General features: G+C 58.1%; 20 protein-coding genes. 17 read left to right on the top strand and 3 right to left on the bottom strand.

Features of this window, described 5'->3' with window-relative positions; all coding sequences use genetic code 11:
* Positions 1 to 120 precede the first annotated feature (120 nt).
* Positions 121 to 2,517 (top strand): ATP-dependent helicase, encoded by a 2,397-nt coding sequence (locus GOW16_RS01055; protein WP_170409408.1) that lies wholly within the window; start codon positions 121 to 123, stop codon positions 2,515 to 2,517.
* On the opposite strand, the gene GOW16_RS01050 is transcribed toward GOW16_RS01055, so the two are convergent.
* Both GOW16_RS01050 and GOW16_RS01045 read right to left on the bottom strand, forming a co-directional pair.
* The gene (locus tag GOW16_RS01050) at positions 2,514 to 2,804 is read right to left on the bottom strand and encodes a DUF1330 domain-containing protein (protein WP_170409406.1); all 291 of its coding nucleotides are present in this window, start codon (positions 2,802 to 2,804) and stop codon (positions 2,514 to 2,516) included. The two genes, GOW16_RS01055 and GOW16_RS01050, sit on opposite strands and share 4 nt — an antisense overlap.
* A gap of 374 nt (positions 2,805 to 3,178) precedes the next feature.
* Positions 3,179 to 3,403 carry a DUF1127 domain-containing protein gene (locus tag GOW16_RS01045; RefSeq protein WP_170409404.1) on the bottom strand — a complete coding sequence of 75 codons (225 nt, stop codon included), beginning with the start codon at positions 3,401 to 3,403 and terminating at the stop codon, positions 3,179 to 3,181.
* A gap of 904 nt (positions 3,404 to 4,307) precedes the next feature.
* On the opposite strand from GOW16_RS01045, the gene mraZ reads away from it, so the two are divergent.
* From mraZ to GOW16_RS01000, 9 genes are all read left to right on the top strand, one after another.
* Positions 4,308 to 4,811: a division/cell wall cluster transcriptional repressor MraZ gene (mraZ, locus tag GOW16_RS01040; protein ID WP_170409402.1), complete on the top strand. Its 504-nt coding sequence runs from the start codon at positions 4,308 to 4,310 to the stop codon at positions 4,809 to 4,811.
* Positions 4,812 to 4,815: 4 nt separating this feature from the next.
* Positions 4,816 to 5,808: a 16S rRNA (cytosine(1402)-N(4))-methyltransferase RsmH gene (rsmH, locus tag GOW16_RS01035; protein ID WP_170409400.1), complete on the top strand. Its 993-nt coding sequence runs from the start codon at positions 4,816 to 4,818 to the stop codon at positions 5,806 to 5,808.
* Complete coding sequence (ftsL, locus tag GOW16_RS01030; protein WP_170409398.1) at positions 5,805 to 6,173, top strand: cell division protein FtsL; 369 nt, start codon at positions 5,805 to 5,807, stop codon at positions 6,171 to 6,173. The genes rsmH and ftsL overlap by 4 nt, the downstream gene beginning before the upstream one ends.
* On the top strand, positions 6,170 to 7,957 hold the full coding sequence (locus GOW16_RS01025; RefSeq protein WP_170409396.1) for a peptidoglycan D,D-transpeptidase FtsI family protein: 1,788 nt from the start codon (positions 6,170 to 6,172) through the stop codon (positions 7,955 to 7,957). Before ftsL ends, GOW16_RS01025 begins: the two co-directional genes overlap by 4 nt.
* A 21-nt stretch (positions 7,958 to 7,978) precedes the next feature.
* Positions 7,979 to 9,460, top strand: a complete 1,482-nt coding sequence (locus tag GOW16_RS01020) for a UDP-N-acetylmuramoyl-L-alanyl-D-glutamate--2,6-diaminopimelate ligase (protein WP_170409394.1) — start codon at positions 7,979 to 7,981, stop codon at positions 9,458 to 9,460.
* Positions 9,457 to 10,848, top strand: coding sequence for a UDP-N-acetylmuramoyl-tripeptide--D-alanyl-D-alanine ligase (locus GOW16_RS01015; RefSeq protein WP_170409392.1), 1,392 nt, complete (start codon positions 9,457 to 9,459; stop codon positions 10,846 to 10,848). The genes GOW16_RS01020 and GOW16_RS01015 overlap by 4 nt, the downstream gene beginning before the upstream one ends.
* A gap of 39 nt (positions 10,849 to 10,887) precedes the next feature.
* Positions 10,888 to 11,970, top strand: a complete 1,083-nt coding sequence (mraY, locus tag GOW16_RS01010) for a phospho-N-acetylmuramoyl-pentapeptide-transferase (RefSeq protein ID WP_170409390.1) — start codon at positions 10,888 to 10,890, stop codon at positions 11,968 to 11,970.
* A gap of 149 nt (positions 11,971 to 12,119) precedes the next feature.
* Positions 12,120 to 13,520 carry a UDP-N-acetylmuramoyl-L-alanine--D-glutamate ligase gene (gene murD / locus GOW16_RS01005; protein ID WP_170409388.1) on the top strand — a complete coding sequence of 467 codons (1,401 nt, stop codon included), beginning with the start codon at positions 12,120 to 12,122 and terminating at the stop codon, positions 13,518 to 13,520.
* Positions 13,521 to 13,625: 105 nt separating this feature from the next.
* Positions 13,626 to 14,000: a glycine zipper family protein gene (locus GOW16_RS01000; RefSeq protein ID WP_254429655.1), complete on the top strand. Its 375-nt coding sequence runs from the start codon at positions 13,626 to 13,628 to the stop codon at positions 13,998 to 14,000.
* Here GOW16_RS01000 and GOW16_RS00995 read toward each other — a convergent pair.
* Entirely contained in the window at positions 13,997 to 15,178 is a 1,182-nt protein-coding gene (locus GOW16_RS00995) for an NAD(P)/FAD-dependent oxidoreductase (protein ID WP_170410498.1), read from the bottom strand. The two genes, GOW16_RS01000 and GOW16_RS00995, sit on opposite strands and share 4 nt — an antisense overlap.
* Before the next feature lie 151 nt (positions 15,179 to 15,329).
* On the opposite strand from GOW16_RS00995, the gene GOW16_RS00990 reads away from it, so the two are divergent.
* The 7 genes from GOW16_RS00990 to murB all read left to right on the top strand — a co-directional run bounded on the left by GOW16_RS00990 (position 15,330) and on the right by murB (position 21,498).
* Complete coding sequence (locus GOW16_RS00990; protein ID WP_170409384.1) at positions 15,330 to 16,133, top strand: arylamine N-acetyltransferase family protein; 804 nt, start codon at positions 15,330 to 15,332, stop codon at positions 16,131 to 16,133.
* A gap of 150 nt (positions 16,134 to 16,283) precedes the next feature.
* The gene (ftsW, locus tag GOW16_RS00985) at positions 16,284 to 17,447 is read left to right on the top strand and encodes a putative lipid II flippase FtsW (RefSeq protein WP_170409383.1); all 1,164 of its coding nucleotides are present in this window, start codon (positions 16,284 to 16,286) and stop codon (positions 17,445 to 17,447) included.
* Positions 17,447 to 18,544 (top strand): UDP-N-acetylglucosamine--N-acetylmuramyl-(pentapeptide) pyrophosphoryl-undecaprenol N-acetylglucosamine transferase, encoded by a 1,098-nt coding sequence (locus tag GOW16_RS00980; RefSeq protein ID WP_170409381.1) that lies wholly within the window; start codon positions 17,447 to 17,449, stop codon positions 18,542 to 18,544. The genes ftsW and GOW16_RS00980 overlap by 1 nt, the downstream gene beginning before the upstream one ends.
* Positions 18,541 to 19,950 (top strand): UDP-N-acetylmuramate--L-alanine ligase, encoded by a 1,410-nt coding sequence (murC, locus tag GOW16_RS00975; RefSeq protein WP_170409380.1) that lies wholly within the window; start codon positions 18,541 to 18,543, stop codon positions 19,948 to 19,950. Before GOW16_RS00980 ends, murC begins: the two co-directional genes overlap by 4 nt.
* A gap of 76 nt (positions 19,951 to 20,026) precedes the next feature.
* The gene (locus GOW16_RS00970; RefSeq protein WP_170409378.1) at positions 20,027 to 20,275 is read left to right on the top strand and encodes a DUF2484 family protein; all 249 of its coding nucleotides are present in this window, start codon (positions 20,027 to 20,029) and stop codon (positions 20,273 to 20,275) included.
* Entirely contained in the window at positions 20,272 to 20,526 is a 255-nt protein-coding gene (locus GOW16_RS00965) for a DUF2484 family protein (RefSeq protein WP_170409376.1), read from the top strand. Before GOW16_RS00970 ends, GOW16_RS00965 begins: the two co-directional genes overlap by 4 nt.
* A gap of 45 nt (positions 20,527 to 20,571) precedes the next feature.
* Complete coding sequence (gene murB, locus GOW16_RS00960; RefSeq protein WP_170409374.1) at positions 20,572 to 21,498, top strand: UDP-N-acetylmuramate dehydrogenase; 927 nt, start codon at positions 20,572 to 20,574, stop codon at positions 21,496 to 21,498.
* The last annotated feature ends 49 nt before the right edge of the window (positions 21,499 to 21,547 follow it).

Raw genomic sequence — 21,547 nt, 5'->3', positions numbered from 1 at the left:
CGGACCCTGTTCGAGCGCATTATCTTGACTAGAATTGTTGGCAAAGGTTCGTCAAAGGCAGTGTGAACAAGGCGTGAACAAACTCTTTCCCTCAGCCGACATCCGGCGTAGTTTGGAAAGATGAGCAGTTTCGATGAAATGGACGCCTTTGAGGGCGCATCCCTGTCCGCGCGCGCAATGGCTGCGCGTCCTATGCCCTATTTGGATGAGCTGAACCCGGCGCAGCGCGACGCGGTCGAGCGGTTGGACGGCCCTGTCCTGATGCTGGCCGGTGCGGGCACGGGCAAAACCAAAGCTTTGACAGCCCGTATTGCGCACCTGCTCAGCTCCGGTCGTGCGCGTCCAAATGAGATTTTGTCAGTGACTTTCACCAACAAGGCTGCGCGCGAGATGAAGAACCGCGTGGGTCGCTTGTTGGGGCAACCCGCTGAAGGGATGCCATGGCTGGGAACATTCCATTCGATCTGTGTGAAACTATTGCGGCGGCACGCGGAACTGGTCGATCTGAAATCGAACTTCACCATTCTGGACACGGACGATCAGTTGCGCCTGCTCAAGCAACTGATTCAGGCGGCTAATATTGATGACAAACGCTGGCCTGCGCGCATGTTGGCCGGAATCATTGATGACTGGAAGAACCGGGCGCTTACGCCCGACAAGGTGCCTGCTGCCGATTCCGGTGCCTATAACCACAAGGGTATCGAGATCTACGCGCAGTACCAAATACGTCTGCGCGAGCTGAACGCGGTGGATTTCGGCGACCTGCTGTTGCACATGGTCACGATCTTCCAGACCCATCAGGATGTGTTGGAGCAATACCAACGCTGGTTCCGCTACATCCTTGTGGATGAATATCAGGATACCAACGTCGCCCAGTATCTGTGGTTGCGGCTGCTGGCCGGAGCGCACAAGAACATTTGTTGCGTGGGGGACGACGATCAGTCAATTTATGGCTGGCGTGGGGCCGAAGTGGGCAACATCCTGCGGTTCGAAAAGGATTTCCCAGGGGCTTATGTCGTGCGGTTGGAGCAGAACTATCGCTCGACCCCACATATTCTGGCTGCTGCATCCAATGTTATCCGCGGCAATGAGAGCCGTTTGGGCAAGGAATTGTGGACTGATGCGCAGGACGGCGAGAAAGTTCGTCTGATCGGTCACTGGGATGGCGAGGAAGAGGCCCGCTGGATCGGTGAAGAGATTGACGCGATGCAAGGCGGCACGCGCGGGGTGCGGCCCTTCAATCTGGATGAAATTGCGATTCTCGTGCGTGCCAGCCATCAGATGCGCGCGTTCGAGGACCGTTTTCTGACGATTGGGCTGCCCTACAAGGTCATCGGTGGCCCGCGGTTCTATGAGCGGATGGAGATTCGCGATGCGATGGCCTATTTCCGGCTGGTTGTTAGCCCTGGCGACGATCTTGCGTTCGAGCGGATCGTGAACACGCCCAAGCGTGGGCTCGGTGACAAAGCGCAGCAGACGATTCAGATGACAGCACGGGAAAATGGCGTGTCGCTGGTCGATGGCGCACGGATTGCGGTCGAAAATGGGTTGATCAAGGGCAAGGGCGGTAAGGCACTGCGCGAGTTGATCGACGGGCTGGCGCGGTGGAATGCGATGACCCGCGGGCCGCGGATTGTGGTCGATGACGACTCGGTCGTAGATGACGAAACAGCTCCGATGCGGTTTGGCGAACCCGAAGTGTCCCATATCGAACTGGCACAGATTGTCCTGGACGAGTCCGGCTATACCGCGCACTGGCAGAATGAGAAAACGCCTGAGGCGCCGGGGAGGCTGGAAAACCTCAAGGAACTGGTCAACCAGCTGGATATCTTCGAGAATCTGCAAGGGTTCCTGGAACATGTCAGCCTCGTGATGGACAATGAACAGGAGGGTGACGGAGCCAAAGTTTCGATCATGACCCTGCATGCCGCCAAAGGGCTGGAGTTTCCGGCTGTCTTTTTGCCCGGTTGGGAGGACGGGTTGTTCCCGTCGCAGCGGTCTATGGACGAATCCGGGATCAAGGGCCTCGAGGAAGAGCGGCGGCTGGCCTATGTGGGCATCACGCGCGCGGAAGAGGTCTGTACGATTTCCTTTGCGGCCAATCGACGGGTATTTGGCCAGTGGCAGAATGCGATGCCGTCACGTTTCATTGACGAGTTGCCCGAAGATCATGTCGAAGTTCTGACGCCTCCGGGTCTATATGGGGGTGGTCAGCCAACCGCCGGAATCGAGACACGTGCGGCTGAGGCCAATGTGTACAACTCGCCGGGGTGGAGACGTATGCAGGCACGGCAGGGTCAGTACGGAACGTCGCAACCCCGCGAAAGCCGAAATACGGTGATCGATGCGACTGCCGTTGCCAGTTTCACCTTGGGTGAGCGTGTGTTTCATCAGAAATTCGGTTACGGCGCGGTGATTGGCATCGAAGGCGATAAGGTCGAGGTCGATTTCGACAAGGCGGGCACGAAAAAGGTGGTTTCACGGTTTCTGTCGGCCAAGGACGACGTGCCGTTCTAAAGTCCTTCGACCAGAACCATATTCGTCGTCGCAGTCCGCTGCCGGATTTCGGCCAGTTTGATATAATCCGGATCGTCCTTCCAAGCCTTTGCTGCCTCAAGAGAGGGAAACTCCAACAGGACGATTCCATTTTCGGCCCAAATGCCTTCGATCACGTCGACGGGTTTGGATGAAACTGTCAGTAAACGACCGCCGTGGCGGTCAAAGATCGGCATGAAGCCCTCTAGGTACGCCTGATATCCCTCGGGGTCGTGAATGGAAATCTGCGCGATGAAATAGGCGGCCATTGGAAACTCCTCACAACTCGTTCGAGCTTCCATTCTACATACAGGCGCAAAAAACAAAAACGGCGGTTCCCAGGGAGGAGGAGAGGGAACCGCCGTTCTTTTCAACATCAGGGCAGGGAGGAGGAGAGCCCCGATGTATCCGAACCCGGGTTTGATCCCGGTATGAGGAAGACGCGGCGACGTCAGGGAGGAGGAGAGACGTCGCCGCGCGCTTTCAACACCGGGAAAGGGAGGAGGAATACCCGGTGTGTCAGGTTCCGGCGTTCAGGGCCGGTATAAAGGGCGGCGACATCAGGGAGGAGGAGAGATGTCGCCGCTGAAATACAGGTCCAAAAGGGAGGAGGAAGGACCTGATCTCGGTGTTTCTGTGTCGCTTAACGTGCGACGTATTCTTCGGCCGCTTGCTGGGCCATACGACGGATCATTGAGCGGTGAAGCCCCAGATCAGCCAGTTCCCGGTTCGACAGATCAGACAGTTCATTAACTGTCTGGCGATAGACGCGATATTGCGTGAACCGTGTTTTTGCCGCTTCGAACAGCGAAGCCAGGCCGGTTGCCGGTGCGCCTTTGAGCGTGGTGTTGTGTGCTGCTACAGCCATTTGCTTAACTCGATATATTCGTTGTTGCCGGTGTTGCTCGGCGCTTGCTTGAGATTGAAAATAGGCAAATGCTGCGATTGCACAATACCTGGCGACGTCAATGCTGCTATGCAGCAAGTGCATAGATATCAATTGGTTGTCGACGCAAGATGGGAAAGGTCAATAAAATAAGGCTTTCCGTTGTTGCTTCCCTTGGGGAAGGTTTCAACCTGAAATTCTGCTTTTTTAGGGTTGCACGTTTTTTGAGCGAAGTTCTCTAATTCTTTTACGTCTCGGGTTCAGTGCAGGCGATGCACATATTGGCCAACATGCCGTTGCCGGGTTATGGGAAATCATGGGCATTTGCCGGGATCGAGGAAGATTGTGCGGAAACTACGTTTACAGAGGCGGTGATTCGGTGCCCAAGTAGTCCATTTTTGCCACACACATAGTGAATCTTCGCTTTCTTGGAATTTTTCTGGGAAATTATGGGAAACGCTGATTGTCATCCATTTCTTGGCCTATTTAGTAGCATAGTTCATGGATTGGTCTATAAGTGGTATGCTGAGTGTGGATTTCATTTGAGGTACAATCACCTAATCCGCGTGTTTGGATATAAAATCAGAAACTTTTCTGTTGATTTCCATGATTTCCCATGTCATCCCTTGTTTATCCGATGAGGACGAGGCACATGGGGCGCCAAACGACCCCGAACCAATAAAATCAGGTTTCATACAGGCATCTCGCTTTCATCAATCAAGAGATCCGGCGCGCGGGCGAGCAGACATCCCCCCAGGTGGCGCGCGCAGCTGGACATCCCGCAAAGCGGGTCAATGCGGCGGGTTGATCAGTGGCAGCAGATCAACCCGCCGTTTTTCATCCGGGGGGAAACGTTGGTGGGGCGCAAGCGAAAGGGACAGTCGTCTTGGCGCGCAGGTTTAGAGGTGAAAGCCACCACAAGGTGGATACGAAGGGCAGGGTATCGATCCCGGCCTCGTTTCGCCGTGTGCTTGAGGCCTCTGATCCAAACTGGCAACCCGGTGACACCCCTGAGCTTGTAATTGTCTACGGTGATCACCGCCGCAAGTTCCTTGAATGCTATACGATGCAGGCAATTGACGAAGTGGATGCCAAGATCGATGCGCTTCCGCGCGGGTCGATGCAGCGGAAGATGTTGCAGCGGATGTTCCACGGTCAGTCCTTCCCGACCACGGTGGATGAAACCGGCCGTCTGGTGCTGCCGGCGAAGCTGCGCAACAAGATCGGCCTTGAGGGCGAGGCCTTTTTTATCGCGGCAGGTGACACGTTTCAGATCTGGAAGCCGGAGACTTACGAGTCCGTAGAACTGGCCGCAGCCGAAGAGTGGTTGGACGAACAGCCAGAGGATTTCGATCCTTTGGAGTTCCTTGATAGCATCGGGGATGCGTAACGGCATGGCCGGCGCTCAGACCCCTTCCGACAAACCTCATATCCCCGTTCTGCTGCGCCCGTTGCTGGCCGCGGTAGCGCCTGTGTCCGGTGTCTGGCTGGATGGAACGTTCGGTGCGGGCGGGTACACGCGGGGTCTGCTGGAGGCCGGGGCAGAGAAAGTCATCGGCGTGGATCGTGATCCGCTGGCCTTTGAAATGGCGGCGGACTGGGCCGGAGACTATGGCGACCGTCTGGTAATGCAGCCTGGTGTATTCTCGCGCATGGACGAATATGCGCAGGATCTGGATGGTATCGTTCTGGATCTGGGCGTGTCCTCCATGCAGCTGGATTTGGCGGAGCGCGGCTTTTCATTCATGAAAGACGGTCCGCTGGACATGCGGATGAGTCAGGAAGGTGAAAGCGCCGCTGATCTGATCAACACGGCGACCGAGGCAGAACTGGCCGATATCCTGTTTCACTATGGCGAAGAACGTGCCAGCCGCCGCATTGCCAAGGCCATTGTCAAAGCGCGCGCGGAAGAGCCGATTACGACGACTCTGCGTTTGGTTGGGATCATCGAATCCTGTTTGCCGCGCCCCAAGCCGGGGCAGTCCCATCCCGCAACGCGCAGTTTTCAGGGTCTGAGGATCGCCGTGAACGCTGAGTATGAAGAGTTGTATCAGGGTCTGATGGCAGCTGAGCGTGCTTTGAGGCCGGGTGGGCAGTTAGCGGTTGTAACGTTTCATTCCATCGAAGATCGGATGGTAAAGCGTTTTTTTCAGTCCCGTGCGGGCAAGACAGGCCGGGCCAATCGTTATGCGCCTGAAATCGAGCAGGAGCAGCCGCAGTTCACGCTCAGGACTCGTAAGGCGGTTGGGCCGGATGAACAGGAATTGCAGGAAAACCCGCGGTCGCGTTCAGCCAAGCTGCGCGTTGCAATTCGAACGGATGCGCCGTCGGGGGAAATTGATGCCCGCGCCGTTGGTATGCCGCAATTAGGGGGAAGAGCAAAATGAAGAGTATTTTGTATGTGTTGACTGCTCTGTCCGTGTTCGGACTGGCGCTGTGGGCGTATCAGGAAAACTATCGCACGCAGCAGGTGGTGAAGGAAACGCAGAAGCTGCAGCGTGAAATCGGCATGGCACAAGTGCGACTGGCGGTTTTAAACGCCGAATGGGCTTACTTGAATCGCCCCGACCGGTTGCGAGAGCTTGCTGATCTGAACTTTGAACGGCTGGGCCTTTTGCCCCTGCGCGCCGAGCAATTCGGTCGCGCCGACCAGATTGCTTTTGCCGAAGATCCTGACCTGCCCATTGTCGACCCAATCGAGCTGCAGGCGATTACGAATATACAGGCGCTGGGTGAGGTGCAGATCCCATGACCCGAACACCGCTGCGCCCTCTGGCCCGAATCCTTGACGCCCGCGCTAGGGGTGAAAACCCCAAAGCAATTGAGCGCGAAAACATCCACAAACGCCACGAAGACATGAAAGACCGCGCCCGAACCCGGGCTGAGGGCCGCTTGCTGGTGCTGGGTCTGTTCTTTTTCTGCGCGTTTTCGGTGGTGGGTTTCCGGATGGGCATGTTGGCCACGTCCGAAGCGCAAGAGCCCGTAGCCTCGGCCCCCGGTGCGGCCATTGCGATGCAGCGCGCCAACATCGTTGACCGGGAAGGGCGTATTCTTGCGACCAATCTGGACACATATTCGGTCTATGCGCAGCCGCCTTTGATGATCGACCCGGTTGCCGCCGCGGATCAGCTGGTTGCGATCTTTCCGGATCTGGAAAAAGAACGCCTGGTCAAGGACTTCACCGGCAATCGCAAGTTCCTGTGGATCAAAAAGCGTATCTCACCCGAACAGAAACAGGCCGTGCACGATATCGGTGATCCGGGCATTCTGTTCGGCCCGCGCGAGATGCGGTTGTATCCGAATGGACGTCTGGCGGCCCATATCCTGGGTGGCTCGAGCTTTGGCCGCGAAGGCGTCAGTGCAGCCGAAGTCATCGGCGTGGCCGGTGTTGAAAAGCAATTCGACGACTATCTGCGCGACCCTGCGAATGGAACCAAGCCGTTGCAACTTTCCCTGGACCTGACGGTTCAGGCCGCCGTTGAACAGGTGCTGTTTGGCGGCATGAAGATCATGAACGCCAAGGGGGCGTCGGCGGTTCTAATGAATGCTCACACGGGCGAAGTGATCTCGGCGGCTTCACTGCCGTCTTTCGACCCCAATGACCGTCCGCGCCCGCCGACCTCGGGGTTCGACCCCTCGGACAGTCCGCTGTTTAATCGTTATGTTCAGGGCGTTTATGAGTTGGGGTCTGTGTTCAAGATTTTCACCGCTGCGCAGGCGGTTCAACTGGGTTTGGTGAACTCGAACACCATTATTGATACTTCGGGGCCGATGAAGATTGGCCGCTTCCCGATTGGTGAGTTCAACGGCAAGAATTATGGCAAGATCAGCGTGGCCGATGTGATCGTTCACAGCTCGAATCGGGGCACTGGGCGGCTGGCGCTACAGATCGGCGCGCAACGGCAGCAGGATTTCCTGGAAGCGCTTGGCATGTTTGATCCCACTCCGTTCGAAATTGTCGAGGCCAAGGGCGGTGAGCCGCTGAAGCCAAAGAAATGGGGCGAACTGAGTACTGTGACCATCTCTTATGGTCATGGCTTGTCCACCAGCCCCATGCATCTGGCGGCGGGGTATGCGGCGATTGCCAATGGTGGGCATTATGTCAGCCCGACCATCCTGCGCAAAAATGGGCCGCAATACGGTCCTCGGGTAATGTCCGACAACGCCGCGAAACAGGCACAGAACATGTTGCGCCGGGTGGTGACGGATGGCACCGCCAGTTTTGGCGACGTGAAGGGCTATGATGTTGCGGGTAAGACCGGCACCGCGGACAAGCCAAAGCCACGCGGCGGCTACTACGATGACAAGGTGATCGCGACCTTTGCGACGTTCTTTCCGGCCTATGATCCAAAGTATGTACTAATCGTAACGCTGGACGAACCCTCGATCGTTGCCTATGGCGAAAAGCGGCGTACGGCAGGCTGGACAGCGGTTCCTGTGGCCGCAGAATTGATCGGGCGCATCGCACCGTTGCTGGGCCTGCGTCCTCGGGTTGAGCCTGAGGCCGGCGCTGCTATAACGCTGACCTCAAATTAGGCTGTCCAAACGAGGTGGGTCATGGGCGCAAGGACAAAGAAACTCAGCCAACTGGCCCTGACCGCCCGAGGTGGCACCAATCCTGATATCACAGGGCTGGCGGTCGACAGTCGCGAAGTCAAAGACGGTTTCCTCTTTGCGGCACTTCCCGGTACGCGTGTTCATGGCGGTGAGTTCATTCAGTTCGCGTTGCGCATGGGGGCTGCAGCCATCCTGACGGATGCTGAAGGGGCAGAGATCGCAGCCGACGAACTGGCCACATCAGATGCGGCGCTGATCGTGGTCGAGGACCCGCGCCAGGCGCTGGCCGGGTGCGCCGCGCTGTGGTTCGGAGCGCAACCTAAGACCATCGTAGCGGTTACTGGCACCAATGGCAAAACCTCGGTTGCGACATTTGTTCGTCAGATCTGGACTGAACTTGGTCACGCTGCGGTGAACCTCGGGACCACAGGGGTTGAGGGGGCGTGGACCGCACCACTAGCCCATACAACGCCCGAACCAATCACTTTGCATCGTTGCCTGTCCGAGGCTGCGGAGAACGGAGTGACTCATGCGGCGATGGAGGCATCCTCGCACGGGTTGGAACAGCGCCGCTTGGACGGGGTGCAGCTGGCTGCGGCGGGGTTTTCTAACTTCACTCAGGACCATCTGGACTACCACGAAACGTTCGAGGCGTATTTCCAAGCCAAAGCAGGCCTGTTTGATCGGGTCCTGCCGCAAGACGGCACTGTTGTCGTCAACATGAGCGATCCCAAGGGCGCTCAGGTCCTTCAGATTGCCGAAGACCGGGGGCAGAAGGTTCTGACCGTTGGGCTTGGGGAAGCAGACCTGTGCCTGATGAATCAGCGGTTTGACGCAACAGGTCAGGACCTGCGGTTTTCTTGGCAGGGCAAGATCTTCCAAACCCGTTTGAATCTGATCGGCGGGTTTCAGGCCGAAAATATCTTGTTGGCCTGCGGTTTGGTTATTGCTGCAGGGGAGGAGCCTGAACACGTTTTCGAAACCCTGCCGCATCTCACGACGGTTCGTGGACGCATGCAGCTGGCCGCGACGCGAGAGAATGGGGCAGCGGTGTTTGTGGATTACGCTCATACACCTGACGCAGTGGCGACCGCGCTCCAGGCACTGCGCCCGCATGTGATGGGCCGCCTGATTGCCATTGTCGGCGCGGGCGGTGATCGCGACGCGACCAAGCGCCCGCTGATGGGGCAAGCCGCCGCCAACCACGCAGATGTGGTTTTCGTCACCGACGACAACCCGCGCAGCGAAGATCCGGCCACCATTCGCGCCGCCGTGATGGGCGGGGCACCAGAGGCCACCGAGGTCGGCGATCGGGCCGAGGCCATCTTGCGCGGGATAGACGCGCTGCAACCCGGGGACGCGCTTTTGATTGCGGGTAAAGGGCATGAAACCGGCCAGATCGTTGGCGATCAGGTTCTGCCATTTGATGATGTCGAACAGGCCAGCATCAGTGTGGCCGCACTGGACGGGAGGGTGGCATGACCTTGTGGACTGCAGCAGAGGCCGCCGAGGCAACCGGTGGACGCGTCACTTCGGACTGGGCGGTCAATGGTGTGTCGATCGACACGCGCACCATCCAGCCCGGCGATCTTTTTGTCGCGCTCAAGGTTGCGCGCGACGGGCATGATTTTGTGGCGCAAGCCTTGGAAAAAGGCGCAGGCGCGGCTCTGGTGAGTCATGTTCCAGATGGCCTGTCCGAGGATGCGCCGCTGTTGATCGTTAAAGACGTGCAACTGGGGCTAGAAGCATTGGGCCGCGCGGGCCGCGACCGCTGCAACGCGCGGGTGCTGGGCGTTACGGGAAGCGTTGGCAAGACTTCGACCAAGGAAATGCTGGCCAAAATACTGGAAACGCAGGGAAAAACTCATGCCAGCGTCGCCAGCTACAACAACCATTGGGGTGTTCCACTGACACTGGCGCGGATGCCGCGCGACACTGAGTTCGCTGTGATCGAGATCGGTATGAACCACCCCGGAGAGATTTCTCCGCTTGCGCGTCAGGCCCGCCCGCACGTGGCGATGGTAACGACGGTCGCAGCGGTGCATCTTGAGGCTTTCGATTCAGTGGCCGGTATTGCGCGTGAAAAAGCTGCAATCTTTGACGGCCTGACCGAGGGCGGTTCGGCTATCGTAAACGCGGATATCGAACACGCGGACGTCTTGCGCACCATCGCGCAGGACTTGGGTGTAAAGACGGTATATTTTGGCCACAGTGGCACTGACTACACACTGACTGAAGTATCGCAAGGGGCCGACTCGGTTCATGCAGCTGCGACGGTCGCAGGGCGTGCGATTGGGTTTGACGTTCGGTCAGCGGGCACGCATTTCGCCATGAATGCGTTGGGCGCTTTGGCCGCCTGTGTCGAAATGGGCGTCGATCTGGATCAGGCAATTGCAGGTCTCGGCGGATGGTCACCGGTCATAGGCCGCGGGGTGCGTGAACAGATCGCGCTGGCAGATGGTGGCCGGATCGAACTGCTGGATGACAGCTATAACGCCAATCCGACCTCGATGGAGGCAGCGCTGGACGTTTTGGCCGCCGCGCAAGGCCAGCGCCGCATCGCTTTTCTTGGGGACATGAAAGAGCTGGGGGCCGAAGAGATCGCCATGCATGCGGCGATGGCGGATGTATCAGCTATGCCGCGTGTAGACCAAGTGCATTGCGTTGGTCCGCTGATGAAATCCCTGCACGACGCGCTTCCGGCGGACAAACGCGGGCTTTGGTTTGAGACCAGCGCCGAAATGGTTACGCATCTGCCAGAGCTTATTCAGCCCGGCGACACGGTCTTGGCCAAGGGATCGCTGAGCATGGCCTTGGCACAGATTGTTGACGGTTTGCATAAAATGGGGCAAGGGGGCGCGCTTGATTGATGATCGCGCCCGCCACCTCTGTGTGAGAAAGGTTTTGTAATGCTCTATTGGTTGACCGCCCTGTCGGACGGAGGGGATTTTTTCAACCTCTTCCGCTATATCACGTTCCGCGCTGGCGGCGCCTTTCTGACTGCGCTGATTTTCGGGTTTATCTTCGGCAAGCCGCTGATCAACGTGCTGCGCAAAAAACAGGGCAAGGGCCAGCCGATCCGGGATGACGGTCCGGAGGGGCATTTTTCAAAGGCTGGCACACCGACAATGGGTGGGCTGTTGATCGTAGGCGCGCTGGTGACATCGACATTGGTCTGGGCGCGGTGGGATAATCCCTATGTCTGGATGGTCTTGTTTGTAACGCTAGCCTATGCGGCGATCGGGTTTGCAGATGACTACGCGAAGGTGTCAAAGCAGAACACCAAGGGCGTTTCGGGCAAAATGCGTATGGCGCTAGGGGTCATCATCGCGGTTCTGGCCGCGACCTGGGCGACGCTGCACCATCCCGAGGCGCTGCAGAACCAGCTGGCATTGCCAATCTTCAAGGACACGTTGATCAATCTGGGCATCTTCTACATTCCCTTCTCGATCATCGTGATCGTCGGTGCCGCCAACGCGGTTAACTTGACCGATGGTCTGGATGGTCTGGCCATCATGCCGGCAATGATCGCGGCTTCGACGCTGGGTGTGATTGCTTATGCCGTGGGGCGGGTCGACTTTACCGAATACCTGGACGTGCATTACGTGCCGGGGACGGGTGAGATCTTCATCTTTACCTCAGCGCTTTTTGGTGCCGGTCTCGGTTTCCTTTGGTACAACGCTCCACCGGCCGCGGTGTTCATGGGTGATACCGGGTCGCTGGCGCTGGGCGGAGCTTTGGGTGCCATCGCGGTGGCCACCAAGCACGAGCTGGTTCTGGCAGTCGTCGGCGGTTTGTTCGTAGTCGAGGCGCTGAGTGTGATCATCCAGGTGCTGTACTTCAAACGCACTGGACGTCGGGTATTCCTGATGGCACCGATCCACCATCACTATGAGAAAAAGGGCTGGGCGGAGCCCACTATCGTTATCCGATTCTGGATTATTTCTTTGATCCTCGCGATGATCGGTTTGGCGACGCTGAAAGTCCGGTAGAGCTCCCGCCAGGTTCGATGGACCTGCGGTCCACGTGCCACCTGTTGGGCCCGGCTCGCGCTGCCGCGCGAGCCTTTTGCCACCCTTGCCATTCGGGATTTCTTCGGTGCAGTGTGGCGGCCAATTCAAACTCAAACGAGGTGGGCAGCATGATCCCGGTCAAAGGGTTTTCAGGGCAAAAGGTTGCAGTTCTGGGGCTGGGCCGGTCCGGGCTGGCCACGGCGCGTGCGTTGGTAGCGGGCAAGGCTGAGCCGGTTTGTTGGGATGACAATCCCGCCGCGCGGGAAGCGGCTGAAGCCGAAGGGTTCGCATGCACCGATTTGCGCCGTCATGGCGCGTTTGACGACATCGCTACGCTGATTGTTTCGCCCGGTATCCCTCATCTGTATCCGGAGTCGAACCCGGTTGTGGTTACAGCGCTTGAAGCCGGTGTTCGGGTCGACAACGACATCGGGTTGTTTTTCCGGTCCTTTGCGGGGCCAGAGTGGAACAACTATGACACTCCGCCGCGTGTGATTGCAGTGACCGGGTCGAACGGAAAATCGACCACGGCGGCATTGATCCATCACATCCTGACCGAAGCTGGGCGTGAGGTGCAGCTGGCAGGCAATATCGGGCGCGGTGTGCTGGATATCGATCCGGGCGGAGACGGTTCGGTCGTTGTGCTGGAGCTGTCCAGCTATCAGACCGAACTCGCCCGCGCCCTGACACCGGACGTGGCTGTTTTCACCAATCTCTCACCGGATCATCTGGATCGTCACGGCGGGATGGGGGGTTACTTTGCCGCAAAGCGTCGGTTGTTCTCGGAGGGCGGACCGGATCGCGCCGTGATCGGCATAGATGAGAAGGAAGGCGCGTTTCTGGCCGGTCAACTGGCCGAAAGCCCCGCCGATGATCGCGTCATCCGCGTGTCGGTTGCACGTAAATTGACAGGCCCTGGATGGCAGGTGTTTGCGCGTAAAGGTTTCCTGTCGGAATACCGCAAGGGACGGCAAACGGGCTCGATCGATTTGCGCGGGATCAAAGGTTTGCCGGGCGCACATAATCACCAAAACGCCTGTTCTGCCTACGCGGCCTGTCGCGCGCTTGGGCTGGCGCCGCGCGTGATCGAGGATGCGCTGCACAGCTATCCGGGCCTGCCGCATCGCAGTCAGGTCATCGCCGAGGCGGATGGTGTTACTTACGTGAACGATTCAAAAGCCACCAACGTGGATAGCGCGCTCAAGGCGCTGAGTGCCTTCGAGCAGATCCGCTGGATATGTGGAGGACTTGAGAAAGAAGGTGGTGTGGCCGCCCTGAACGCAGCCGCAGAACAGGTGGTCAAGGCCTATGTCATCGGGAGGGAGGCCGCGAATTTCGCAATGCAGCTTGAAGCCGATGTGCAGGTCTGCATCACAATGTCCGAGGCCGTTGAGCAAGCCATGAAGGACGCGCAACCTGGCGAGACCGTCCTGCTTGCACCAGCAGCGGCCAGTTTCGATCAGTATGACAATTTCGAACAGCGCGGAGAGGATTTTGTGGCGGAAGTAAAACAGAGGCTTGCGGAATAGCCGTTTGCAATAGACCGCCGGTTGGGCCAAGCTACAATGCTATCAGCTTGACGCGCCATCATTATTGGTTTTGCTTGCCTGCAAATTCAACACGAGGTCATGATTATGCCATACCGTAAGATTTCTTTGATCCTTCCCGCCATTCTGGTGGTCGGAGCCTGCACGAACGTTGGTGCCAACTATCAGCCGATTGTCGACGGTCCGATTGGCCCGAACTACAACGTGGACCTGCAGCAATGCCAGCAATTGGCGGCGTCTCAGGCAAGCGTTGACGGCTCCACCGCCGGGAACGCAGCGATAGGTGCGGCGGGTGCTGCGGCCGTGACCGGGATCGTTCAGGACAGCAGTGACAATCTGGGCCGGGCGGCAGTTGCCGGTGCGCTGGTTGGCGCTGGTGCAGACGTGATCAACAAGAACCAGAACAAAGAAGTTATCGTGCGCAACTGCATGCGCGGACGTGGTTACAACGTCGTCGGCTAACTTTGCCCGGCGATTGCAGTTCCAGCGGCGTGGCCCGAGGACCACGCCCACTGGAAATTGTAGCCGCCCAGCCAGCCGGTGACATCCACCGCTTCGCCAATCGCATAGAGGCCGGGGACATCCCTGGCCTCCATCGTTTTTGAGGACAGATCATTCGTGTCTATCCCGCCCAAGGTGACCTCGGCAGTACGATAACCTTCGGTGCCCGAGGGTGTCAGTCGCCAATCCGACAGAGCAGTAATCAGATCTGCCAATGCGGTATCCGACTGATCAGCCAGATTGCCCTGCATCGGGATATGCAGACTCAGGTAATCGACCAATCGCGCAGGTAAGTGGCGCGCCAGTTCTGTGGTCAGCGCCTTGCGCCCTCCGCTTTGCCGCTGATCGCGCAGCAAATCAAACAGCGGCAGGTCCGGGATCAGGTTGACCCGGATCGCCTCGCCCTCAAGCCAATACGAGGACAGTTGCAGAACAGACGGCCCGCTGAGGCCGCGATGGGTGAACAGCAGCGCCTCGTCAAAGCTGGTTCGGTCATTCGACAGCCGCGCAGGCAGGGATACGCCAGACAGTTCCTTGAATTTTCCGTCCGAAAACGTGAACGGCACCAGTGCCGCCTGGGTCTCGGTCATCCGCAATCCGAATTGGCGCGCGATGTCATAGGCAAGCCCGGTCGCACCCATCTTGGGGATCGACTTTCCGCCCGTGGCCAGCACGAGGTTGGTGCAGCTCAGGCTATGCCGCTGCCCTTCACGCTCGACGTCCAGATCAAATCCGCCTTCGGTCTTACGCAAGTTTTTTACTTCGGTCCGAACCCATAGCTCAGCCCCGGCACGTTCCATCTCATCCAGCAACATCTGGATGATCTGTTTTGATGACCCGTCACAGAACAATTGTCCCAGAGTCTTTTCATGCCACGCGATGCCATGGCGGCTCACCAGATCGATAAAGTCCCATTGCGTGTACCGCGCCAGTGCGGATTTGCAGAAATGTGGGTTTCTCGACAGGAAGTTGCCCGGGCCTGCGTACATGTTGGTGAAGTTACAACGCCCACCGCCCGAGATGCGGATTTTCTCACCCGGTGCCTTAGCGTGATCGATCACCAATGCGCGCCCGCCACAATGAGCAGCGCACATCATGCCGGCTGCGCCAGCGCCAAGGATGATCGTATCGTAAGTCATGCGCGGGTGGATGGCGTGGATCGTAAAAGAAGGCAAGGGGGCAAAGGTTCAGAAGACTGATCCAATTTTTTGCCTTGAGCTCAACCTAACTTGAGGAACTACAAACGGATTTGTGACGCACAAACTGCGTCATGTTTCTAAGGGTGCAGAAATGGATTTGGAAAACTACTTAAACCGCATCGTGTATTCGGGCGACCTGAAGCCAAATCGGGCAACGCTCGAAAATCTCTTCGCTGCGCAATTAAGGATGGTTGCCTTCGAAAACATCGATCAGCAGTTGGGTGTTCCGGTGTCATTTGATCCGAGCGACGTGTTTGAAAAAGTTGTTCTGCAACAACGCGGCGGGTGGTGCTTTGAGCTAAACACTCTTTTCAGCTGGGTACTGCAGGAAATCGGATTTGAGGTGGCATATCTGGCGGGATATGTAGGCCTGGAAAAACCTTCTCCGGATCAGGCACCGGATCACATGCTGCTGAAAGTCGAATGCGATGAGCAGTTGCTTGTTGATGTTGGATTTGGCGGCGCAATGTCTGCTCCCGTGCCGCTCAAACCCATCAAGGTTTCGCAGCAGCCTTACGACATTACTCTCGCCGCCCAAAATGAAGGCTATATTCAATATTCAGAAAGTGCGGGCGGGAGGGAGGCCGGGTATTGGTTTGCTCTGGATTGTGTCGAGCCAAGGGTGTTTCAGCCAGCCAGCACGAAATTGCAGACCGATCCCAACTCACCATTTCTACGCACTTTGACCGCGCAAAAACGCTATACCAACAGGCACGTTGTTCTGCGTGGTCGGGTGTTGACGACGTTTGATACCGTGGGAACACGTGAGGAAACCCTTTCGACACCAAAGGAGTTGGCCGACTGCCTGAAGTATGACTTCGGCCTGAATGTCCCGGCGATTGCTGAAGTCTGGTCTAAGATCATGAAACGTCATGGCGAGTTGTTTGCGGGGTGACGCCTGGTTGGTGTTCCGCTGCTCTACCGCAAAGCCAAGCGGATTTCGCCATCCTTATTCATTCCGCTAGCCCAAATGCAAAAATCCCTGTAGACTCCCGAACAGATCCCGAAAACGGGACGTTAACGAGGCAGAGAGTGGCGGTATCTCATGACTGAGATGGTGTATGGCGCGGTCCAGGACCAGCGCGGAGAACCGATTCTTCCGAAATGGTGGCGGACGATTGATCGCTGGACGATGTCCTGCGTTCTGATCCTGTTTGTCATCGGGTTGTTGCTGGGGCTGGCTTCGTCGCCACCACTGGCCGGGCGTAACGGGTTTGACCCCTTCCACTATGTCGAGCGGCAGGCGCTTTTCGGCGGATTGGCGCTGATTGCGATGCTGCTGACGTCGATGATGTCGCCGACACTGGTGCGCCGGTTGGCTGTCCTTGGGTTTCTCGCTTCATTCGTGGCGCTGGCCTTCCTGCCGGTCTTCGGAACCGACTTCGGCAAAGGGGCTGTGCGCTGGTACTCGCTGGGATTTGCGTCCTTGCAACCGTCGGAATTCCTGAAGCCCGGATTTGTTGTTGTAGCTGCATGGTTGCTGGCGGCGTCCCAACAGATCAACGGCCCTCCGGGCCGGTTGTGGTCTTTTGCGCTATGCATGGCGATTGTTGCGATGCTGGTTTTTCAACCTGACTTTGGTCAGGCCTGCCTGATCCTGTTTGGCTGGGGCGTGATGTACTTTGTGGCCGGTGCACCGATGTTGCTGCTGGTGGGCATGGCCGGGGTCGTGGTTTTAGGTGGCATGTTTGCCTATTCGAATTCGGAACACTTTGCCCGCCGTATTGATGGCTTTCTGAACCAAGAGGTCGACCCGACCACTCAGCTTGGCTATGCCACCAACGCAATTCGTGAGGGTGGATTGTTTGGTGTTGGCGTCGGTGAGGGGCAGGTGAAGTGGTCGTTGCCCGATGCCCACACGGATTTCATCATCGCTGTCGCGGCCGAGGAGTACGGTCTGATCCTGGTGCTGATCATCATCGCGCTGTATTCCCTGATCGTGGTGCGGTCACTGCTGCGGCTGATGCGGGAACGTGATATGTTCATCCGTTTGGCGGGGACCGGCCTGGCCTGCATGTTTGGCGTTCAGGCCATGATTAACATGGGTGTGGCTGTGCGCCTGCTGCCTGCCAAGGGCATGACGCTGCCGTTCGTCAGTTACGGCGGCTCATCTCTGATTGCGGGTGGGATCGCCGTCGGCATGTTGCTGGCCTTTACCCGGAGCCGCCCACAGGGCGAACTTGGCGATATTCTGCGCGGACGAGGATAATGGGGACACCTTACCTTTTGATTGCGGCTGGCGGCACCGGGGGCCATATGTTCCCGGCGCAGGCGCTGGCCGAGGCGATGCTGAACAAAGGCTGGCGCGTGCGCCTGTCCACGGATGAGCGTGGCGCGCGTTACACCGGTGGCTTTCCGCATACGGTCGAGATTGTCGAGGTTGCCTCGGCCACATTCGCACGCGGCGGGCTGGCCGCAAAGGCGCTGGCAGGGCCCAAGATTGCGGGTGGTGTCGCCAGCATGGCGCTTCAAATGATGCGCGACAAACCGGACGTCGTTGTTGGATTCGGCGGATACCCGTCGATTCCGGCGCTAGGTGCCGCGACGATGTTGAAAGTTCCGCGCATGATCCACGAACAAAACGGCGTTCTGGGGCGCGTGAACCAATTGTTTGCCACGCGTGTCGCCAACGTTGCCTGTGGTGTCTGGCCGACAGATCTGCCGGATGGTGCCAAGGGCATCCACACGGGTAATCCAGTCCGCGCTGCCGTACTTGAACGCGAGGCAGCAGGTTACATCCCGCCCGGCGACTATCCGATGTCTATTCTGGTCATGGGTGGCAGTCAGGGTGCACGCATTCTCAGCGACGTTGTTCCCGGCGCGATTGCTGCCTTACCCGAAAACCTGCGCAGCCATATCCGCGTTGCTCATCAGGCCCGCGACGAAGATGGGGAACGGGTAACCGCGTTTTACGCCGATCATGGCATGCGGGCCGAGGTCAAGCCCTTCTTCGACGATGTCCCGCGTCGCATGTCTGATGCACAACTCGTCATCAGCCGGTCTGGCGCGTCCAGCGTTGCCGATATTTCGGTCATCGGCCGACCGTCGATTCTAATCCCATTTGCAGCCGCCGCAGGCGACCATCAGACCGCCAATGCGCGCGGATTGGTTCAGGCGGGCGGCGCGATCATGATCCCGGAAAACGCGCTTGACGTTCCCGCGCTGACAGAGCAAATCACCGCAGTTCTGACTAACCCCGAAGCCGCACAAAAGATGGCCCATGCCGCCCTCTCGACCGGTGCCCCCGACGCCACTGAGCGTCTGACAGCCCTTGTCGAACAACTGGCGCAGAAGGAGACGACATGAATCCTGCAACCAAACTGCCGCAAGACGTTGGGTCGATCCATTTCGTGGGGATTGGCGGGATCGGGATGTCGGGGATTGCTGAGGTGTTGCTGAACCTCGGCTACCGGGTGCAGGGGTCGGACCTCAAGGCGTCCAAGATCACCGACCGCTTAGCCGACTTGGGGGCTGAGATTTTTGTCGGACAACGCGCCGAAAACCTGGAAAACGCGGCTGTTGTGGTAGTGTCGACGGCGATCAAACCGGGCAACCCGGAATTGGACGGTGCCCGCGCACGTGGTCTGCCCGTGGTGCGCCGCGCCGACATGCTGGCCGAGTTGATGCGCCTGAAGTCGAATATCGCTATAGCAGGTACGCACGGCAAGACCACCACGACCACCATGATGGCCGAGCTGATGGTGGCGGGTGATTTCGACCCGACCGTCATCAATGGCGGTATCATTCACGCCTACGGCTCGAACGCACGGATGGGGCAGGGAGAGTGGATGGTGGTCGAGGCCGACGAATCCGACGGCTCATTCAACCGCTTACCCGCAACGATCGCCATCGTCACCAATATCGACCCCGAGCATATGGAGCATTGGGGTGATTTCGATCAACTGCGCGACGGCTTCTACGAATTCGTCTCAAACCTGCCTTTCTATGGGCTGGCTGTCTGCTGCACTGACCATGCCGAGGTTCAAACACTGGTGGGGCGCATCACAGACCGCCGTGTGCGCACTTATGGGTTTAACGCTCAGGCCGATGTGCGGGCGGAAAACCTGGCCTACAAAGGCGGCGTGGCGCATTTCGACATCCACCTGCAATACGAAGACAAGGTGATCGAGGGCTGCACGTTGCCAATGCCCGGAGATCATAACGTGTCGAACGCGCTTTCCGCTGTGGCTGTTGCTCGCCATCTGGGTATGAAGGCTTCGGAAATCCGTGACGCGCTGGCTAACTTCGGTGGCGTCAACCGCCGCTTCACTAAGGTCGGAGAAGTCGATGGTGTCACCATCATCGACGATTACGGTCACCACCCAGTTGAGATTGCAGCCGTTCTCAAAGCCGCGCGTCAGGCAACCGAGGGGCGTGTCATCGCCGTGCACCAACCGCACCGCTACTCGCGTCTGTCCAACCTGTTTGACGATTTCTGCACTTGTTTCAATGATGCGGACGTTGTCGCCATCGCCGATGTTTTTGCCGCCGGAGAGGACCCGATCGAAGGGGCCAGCCGAGATGATCTGGTGCAGGGCCTGATCCGCCACGGCCACCGCCACGCGCGCGCATTGCTGAATGAAAATGATCTGGAGCGTCTTGTTCGTGAACAGGCCCGCCCCGGTGACATGGTCGTCTGCCTCGGGGCCGGTACGATCAGCGCCTGGGCCAACGGGCTGCCCGATAGGTTGCAGCACAAACAAGCCGTTTGATGGAATGGACTCTCTTGCAGTGCAACTTTAAAGTGTGATGTTGCAATTGCAGCAATGATCGTCCTCGGAGGGGTAGTTGGTCTATTCAGTGCTATTCGCCGGCTTGTGGGTTCTGGCCTCAACGGTCGTGGCCATGCTGCCGATGCGCCTGCAGTTTCCGCCGGGCGTTGTCCTGTTCGTTTCCGCCCCCGCGTTGATCGTCTGGCTGGGCCATGATTTTGGCTGGTTCTTCTCGGTGCTGGCCTTTGCCGCCTTTGCATCCATGTTCCGCAACCCCATTCGCTTTTATTGGCGTCGCTGGACCGGGCAGGAGGTCGAGGAATGAACTGGTCGATCGCCCTTGCCGCCCTTTGGGGAGTTTCCGCGAATGTGCTGGCGATGATCCCCAGTAAAGACAACCACTGGACCCGTGCTTATATGCTGATTGCTGTCGGAATTCCGATCCTGGGTTACGTAACCTTGCAGAACGGCCCCTGGATTGGCTTGATCGTTCTGGCGGCAGGCATGTCGGTACTGCGCTGGCCGGTGATTTACCTTGGGCGTTGGGTGCGTAAGATGATCGGGTCCGCCTCTTAAAGGATGCGGCTTGCGTTATGCGTCCAAATCCGCGATCTAGCCGACATGACAGCGCTTCCCTCTCCTCGCGGTAAACTCACCGAAAACCGTAATCTGAACGACCTGACATGGCTGCGCGTTGGCGGTCCGGCGGATTATCTGTTCCAGCCCGCCGACATTGAAGACCTGCAAACCTTTCTGCGCGATTTGCCGACAGAGGTGCCGGTGTTTCCCATGGGTGTCGGTTCGAACCTGATCGTTCGCGATGGTGGTTTGCGCGCCGTGGTGATCCGGCTTGGGCGCGGGTTCAACAGTATCTCGGTTGAGGGAAATACCGTCACTGCCGGAGCTTCCGCATTGGACGCACATGTGGCACGCAAGGCGGCGGATGGGGGGGTGGATCTGACTTTTTTGCGCACTATTCCGGGTTCTGTCGGTGGTGCGGTTCGGATGAATGCAGGGTGTTACGGCAGCTACACGGCGGACGTGCTGCGCAAGGCGACTATTGTCACACGGCAGGGAGAGGTTGTGGACCTGACAACCGAGGACCTGAATTTCCGCTATCGCCAGTCTGATTTGCCCGAAAGTGCTGTTCTGGTTTCAGCTACATTCGAAGGACCGTCGGGTGATCCGGACGAACTGCACGCCCGCATGGCGGCCCAGCTGAAAAAACGTGACGAAACGCAACCAACCAAAGACCGCAGCGCCGGGTCAACCTTCCGCAACCCGGCGGGATTTTCCTCGACGGGCCGTGAAGATGATGTGCACGACCTAAAGGCGTGGAAGGTTATTGACGATGCAGGAATGCGTGGCGCGACAAGGGGCGGCGCGCAGATGAGTCCAAAGCACTCGAACTTTCTGATCAATACCGGTGATGCCTCTGCCGCGGACCTCGAAGGTCTGGGGGAAGAGGTGCGAAAAAAGGTTTACGAAACAAGCGGCATCACGCTAGAGTGGGAAATCATGCGGGTCGGTGATCCGCTCACAGAATAAAGCCCGAACCGTCAGACCGATAACAGGCTAATTAAGGCGACGGATCAAA

It is taken from the genome of Ruegeria atlantica (assembly GCF_013033965.1).
In the GTDB taxonomy this organism is placed as follows: domain Bacteria; phylum Pseudomonadota; class Alphaproteobacteria; order Rhodobacterales; family Rhodobacteraceae; genus Ruegeria; species Ruegeria atlantica_D.
The sequence above is the reverse complement of the archived record's forward strand: the minus strand, read 5'-3'. Positions and strand labels throughout refer to the sequence as shown.

Coding starts and splice junctions, on each gene's coding strand:
- GOW16_RS01055 (WP_170409408.1), top strand. CDS start 121: ATGAGCAGTTTCGATGAAATGGACGCCTTTGAGGGCGCATCCCTGTCC.
- GOW16_RS01050 (WP_170409406.1), bottom strand. CDS start 2,804: ATGGCCGCCTATTTCATCGCGCAGATTTCCATTCACGACCCCGAGGGA.
- GOW16_RS01045 (WP_170409404.1), bottom strand. CDS start 3,403: ATGGCTGTAGCAGCACACAACACCACGCTCAAAGGCGCACCGGCAACC.
- rsmH (WP_170409400.1), top strand. CDS start 4,816: ATGGCCGGCGCTCAGACCCCTTCCGACAAACCTCATATCCCCGTTCTG.
- ftsL (WP_170409398.1), top strand. CDS start 5,805: ATGAAGAGTATTTTGTATGTGTTGACTGCTCTGTCCGTGTTCGGACTG.
- GOW16_RS01025 (WP_170409396.1), top strand. CDS start 6,170: ATGACCCGAACACCGCTGCGCCCTCTGGCCCGAATCCTTGACGCCCGC.
- GOW16_RS01020 (WP_170409394.1), top strand. CDS start 7,979: ATGGGCGCAAGGACAAAGAAACTCAGCCAACTGGCCCTGACCGCCCGA.
- GOW16_RS01015 (WP_170409392.1), top strand. CDS start 9,457: ATGACCTTGTGGACTGCAGCAGAGGCCGCCGAGGCAACCGGTGGACGC.
- mraY (WP_170409390.1), top strand. CDS start 10,888: ATGCTCTATTGGTTGACCGCCCTGTCGGACGGAGGGGATTTTTTCAAC.
- murD (WP_170409388.1), top strand. CDS start 12,120: ATGATCCCGGTCAAAGGGTTTTCAGGGCAAAAGGTTGCAGTTCTGGGG.
- GOW16_RS01000 (WP_254429655.1), top strand. CDS start 13,626: ATGCCATACCGTAAGATTTCTTTGATCCTTCCCGCCATTCTGGTGGTC.
- GOW16_RS00995 (WP_170410498.1), bottom strand. CDS start 15,178: ATGACTTACGATACGATCATCCTTGGCGCTGGCGCAGCCGGCATGATG.
- GOW16_RS00990 (WP_170409384.1), top strand. CDS start 15,330: ATGGATTTGGAAAACTACTTAAACCGCATCGTGTATTCGGGCGACCTG.
- ftsW (WP_170409383.1), top strand. CDS start 16,284: ATGACTGAGATGGTGTATGGCGCGGTCCAGGACCAGCGCGGAGAACCG.
- GOW16_RS00980 (WP_170409381.1), top strand. CDS start 17,447: ATGGGGACACCTTACCTTTTGATTGCGGCTGGCGGCACCGGGGGCCAT.
- murC (WP_170409380.1), top strand. CDS start 18,541: ATGAATCCTGCAACCAAACTGCCGCAAGACGTTGGGTCGATCCATTTC.
- GOW16_RS00965 (WP_170409376.1), top strand. CDS start 20,272: ATGAACTGGTCGATCGCCCTTGCCGCCCTTTGGGGAGTTTCCGCGAAT.
- murB (WP_170409374.1), top strand. CDS start 20,572: ATGACAGCGCTTCCCTCTCCTCGCGGTAAACTCACCGAAAACCGTAAT.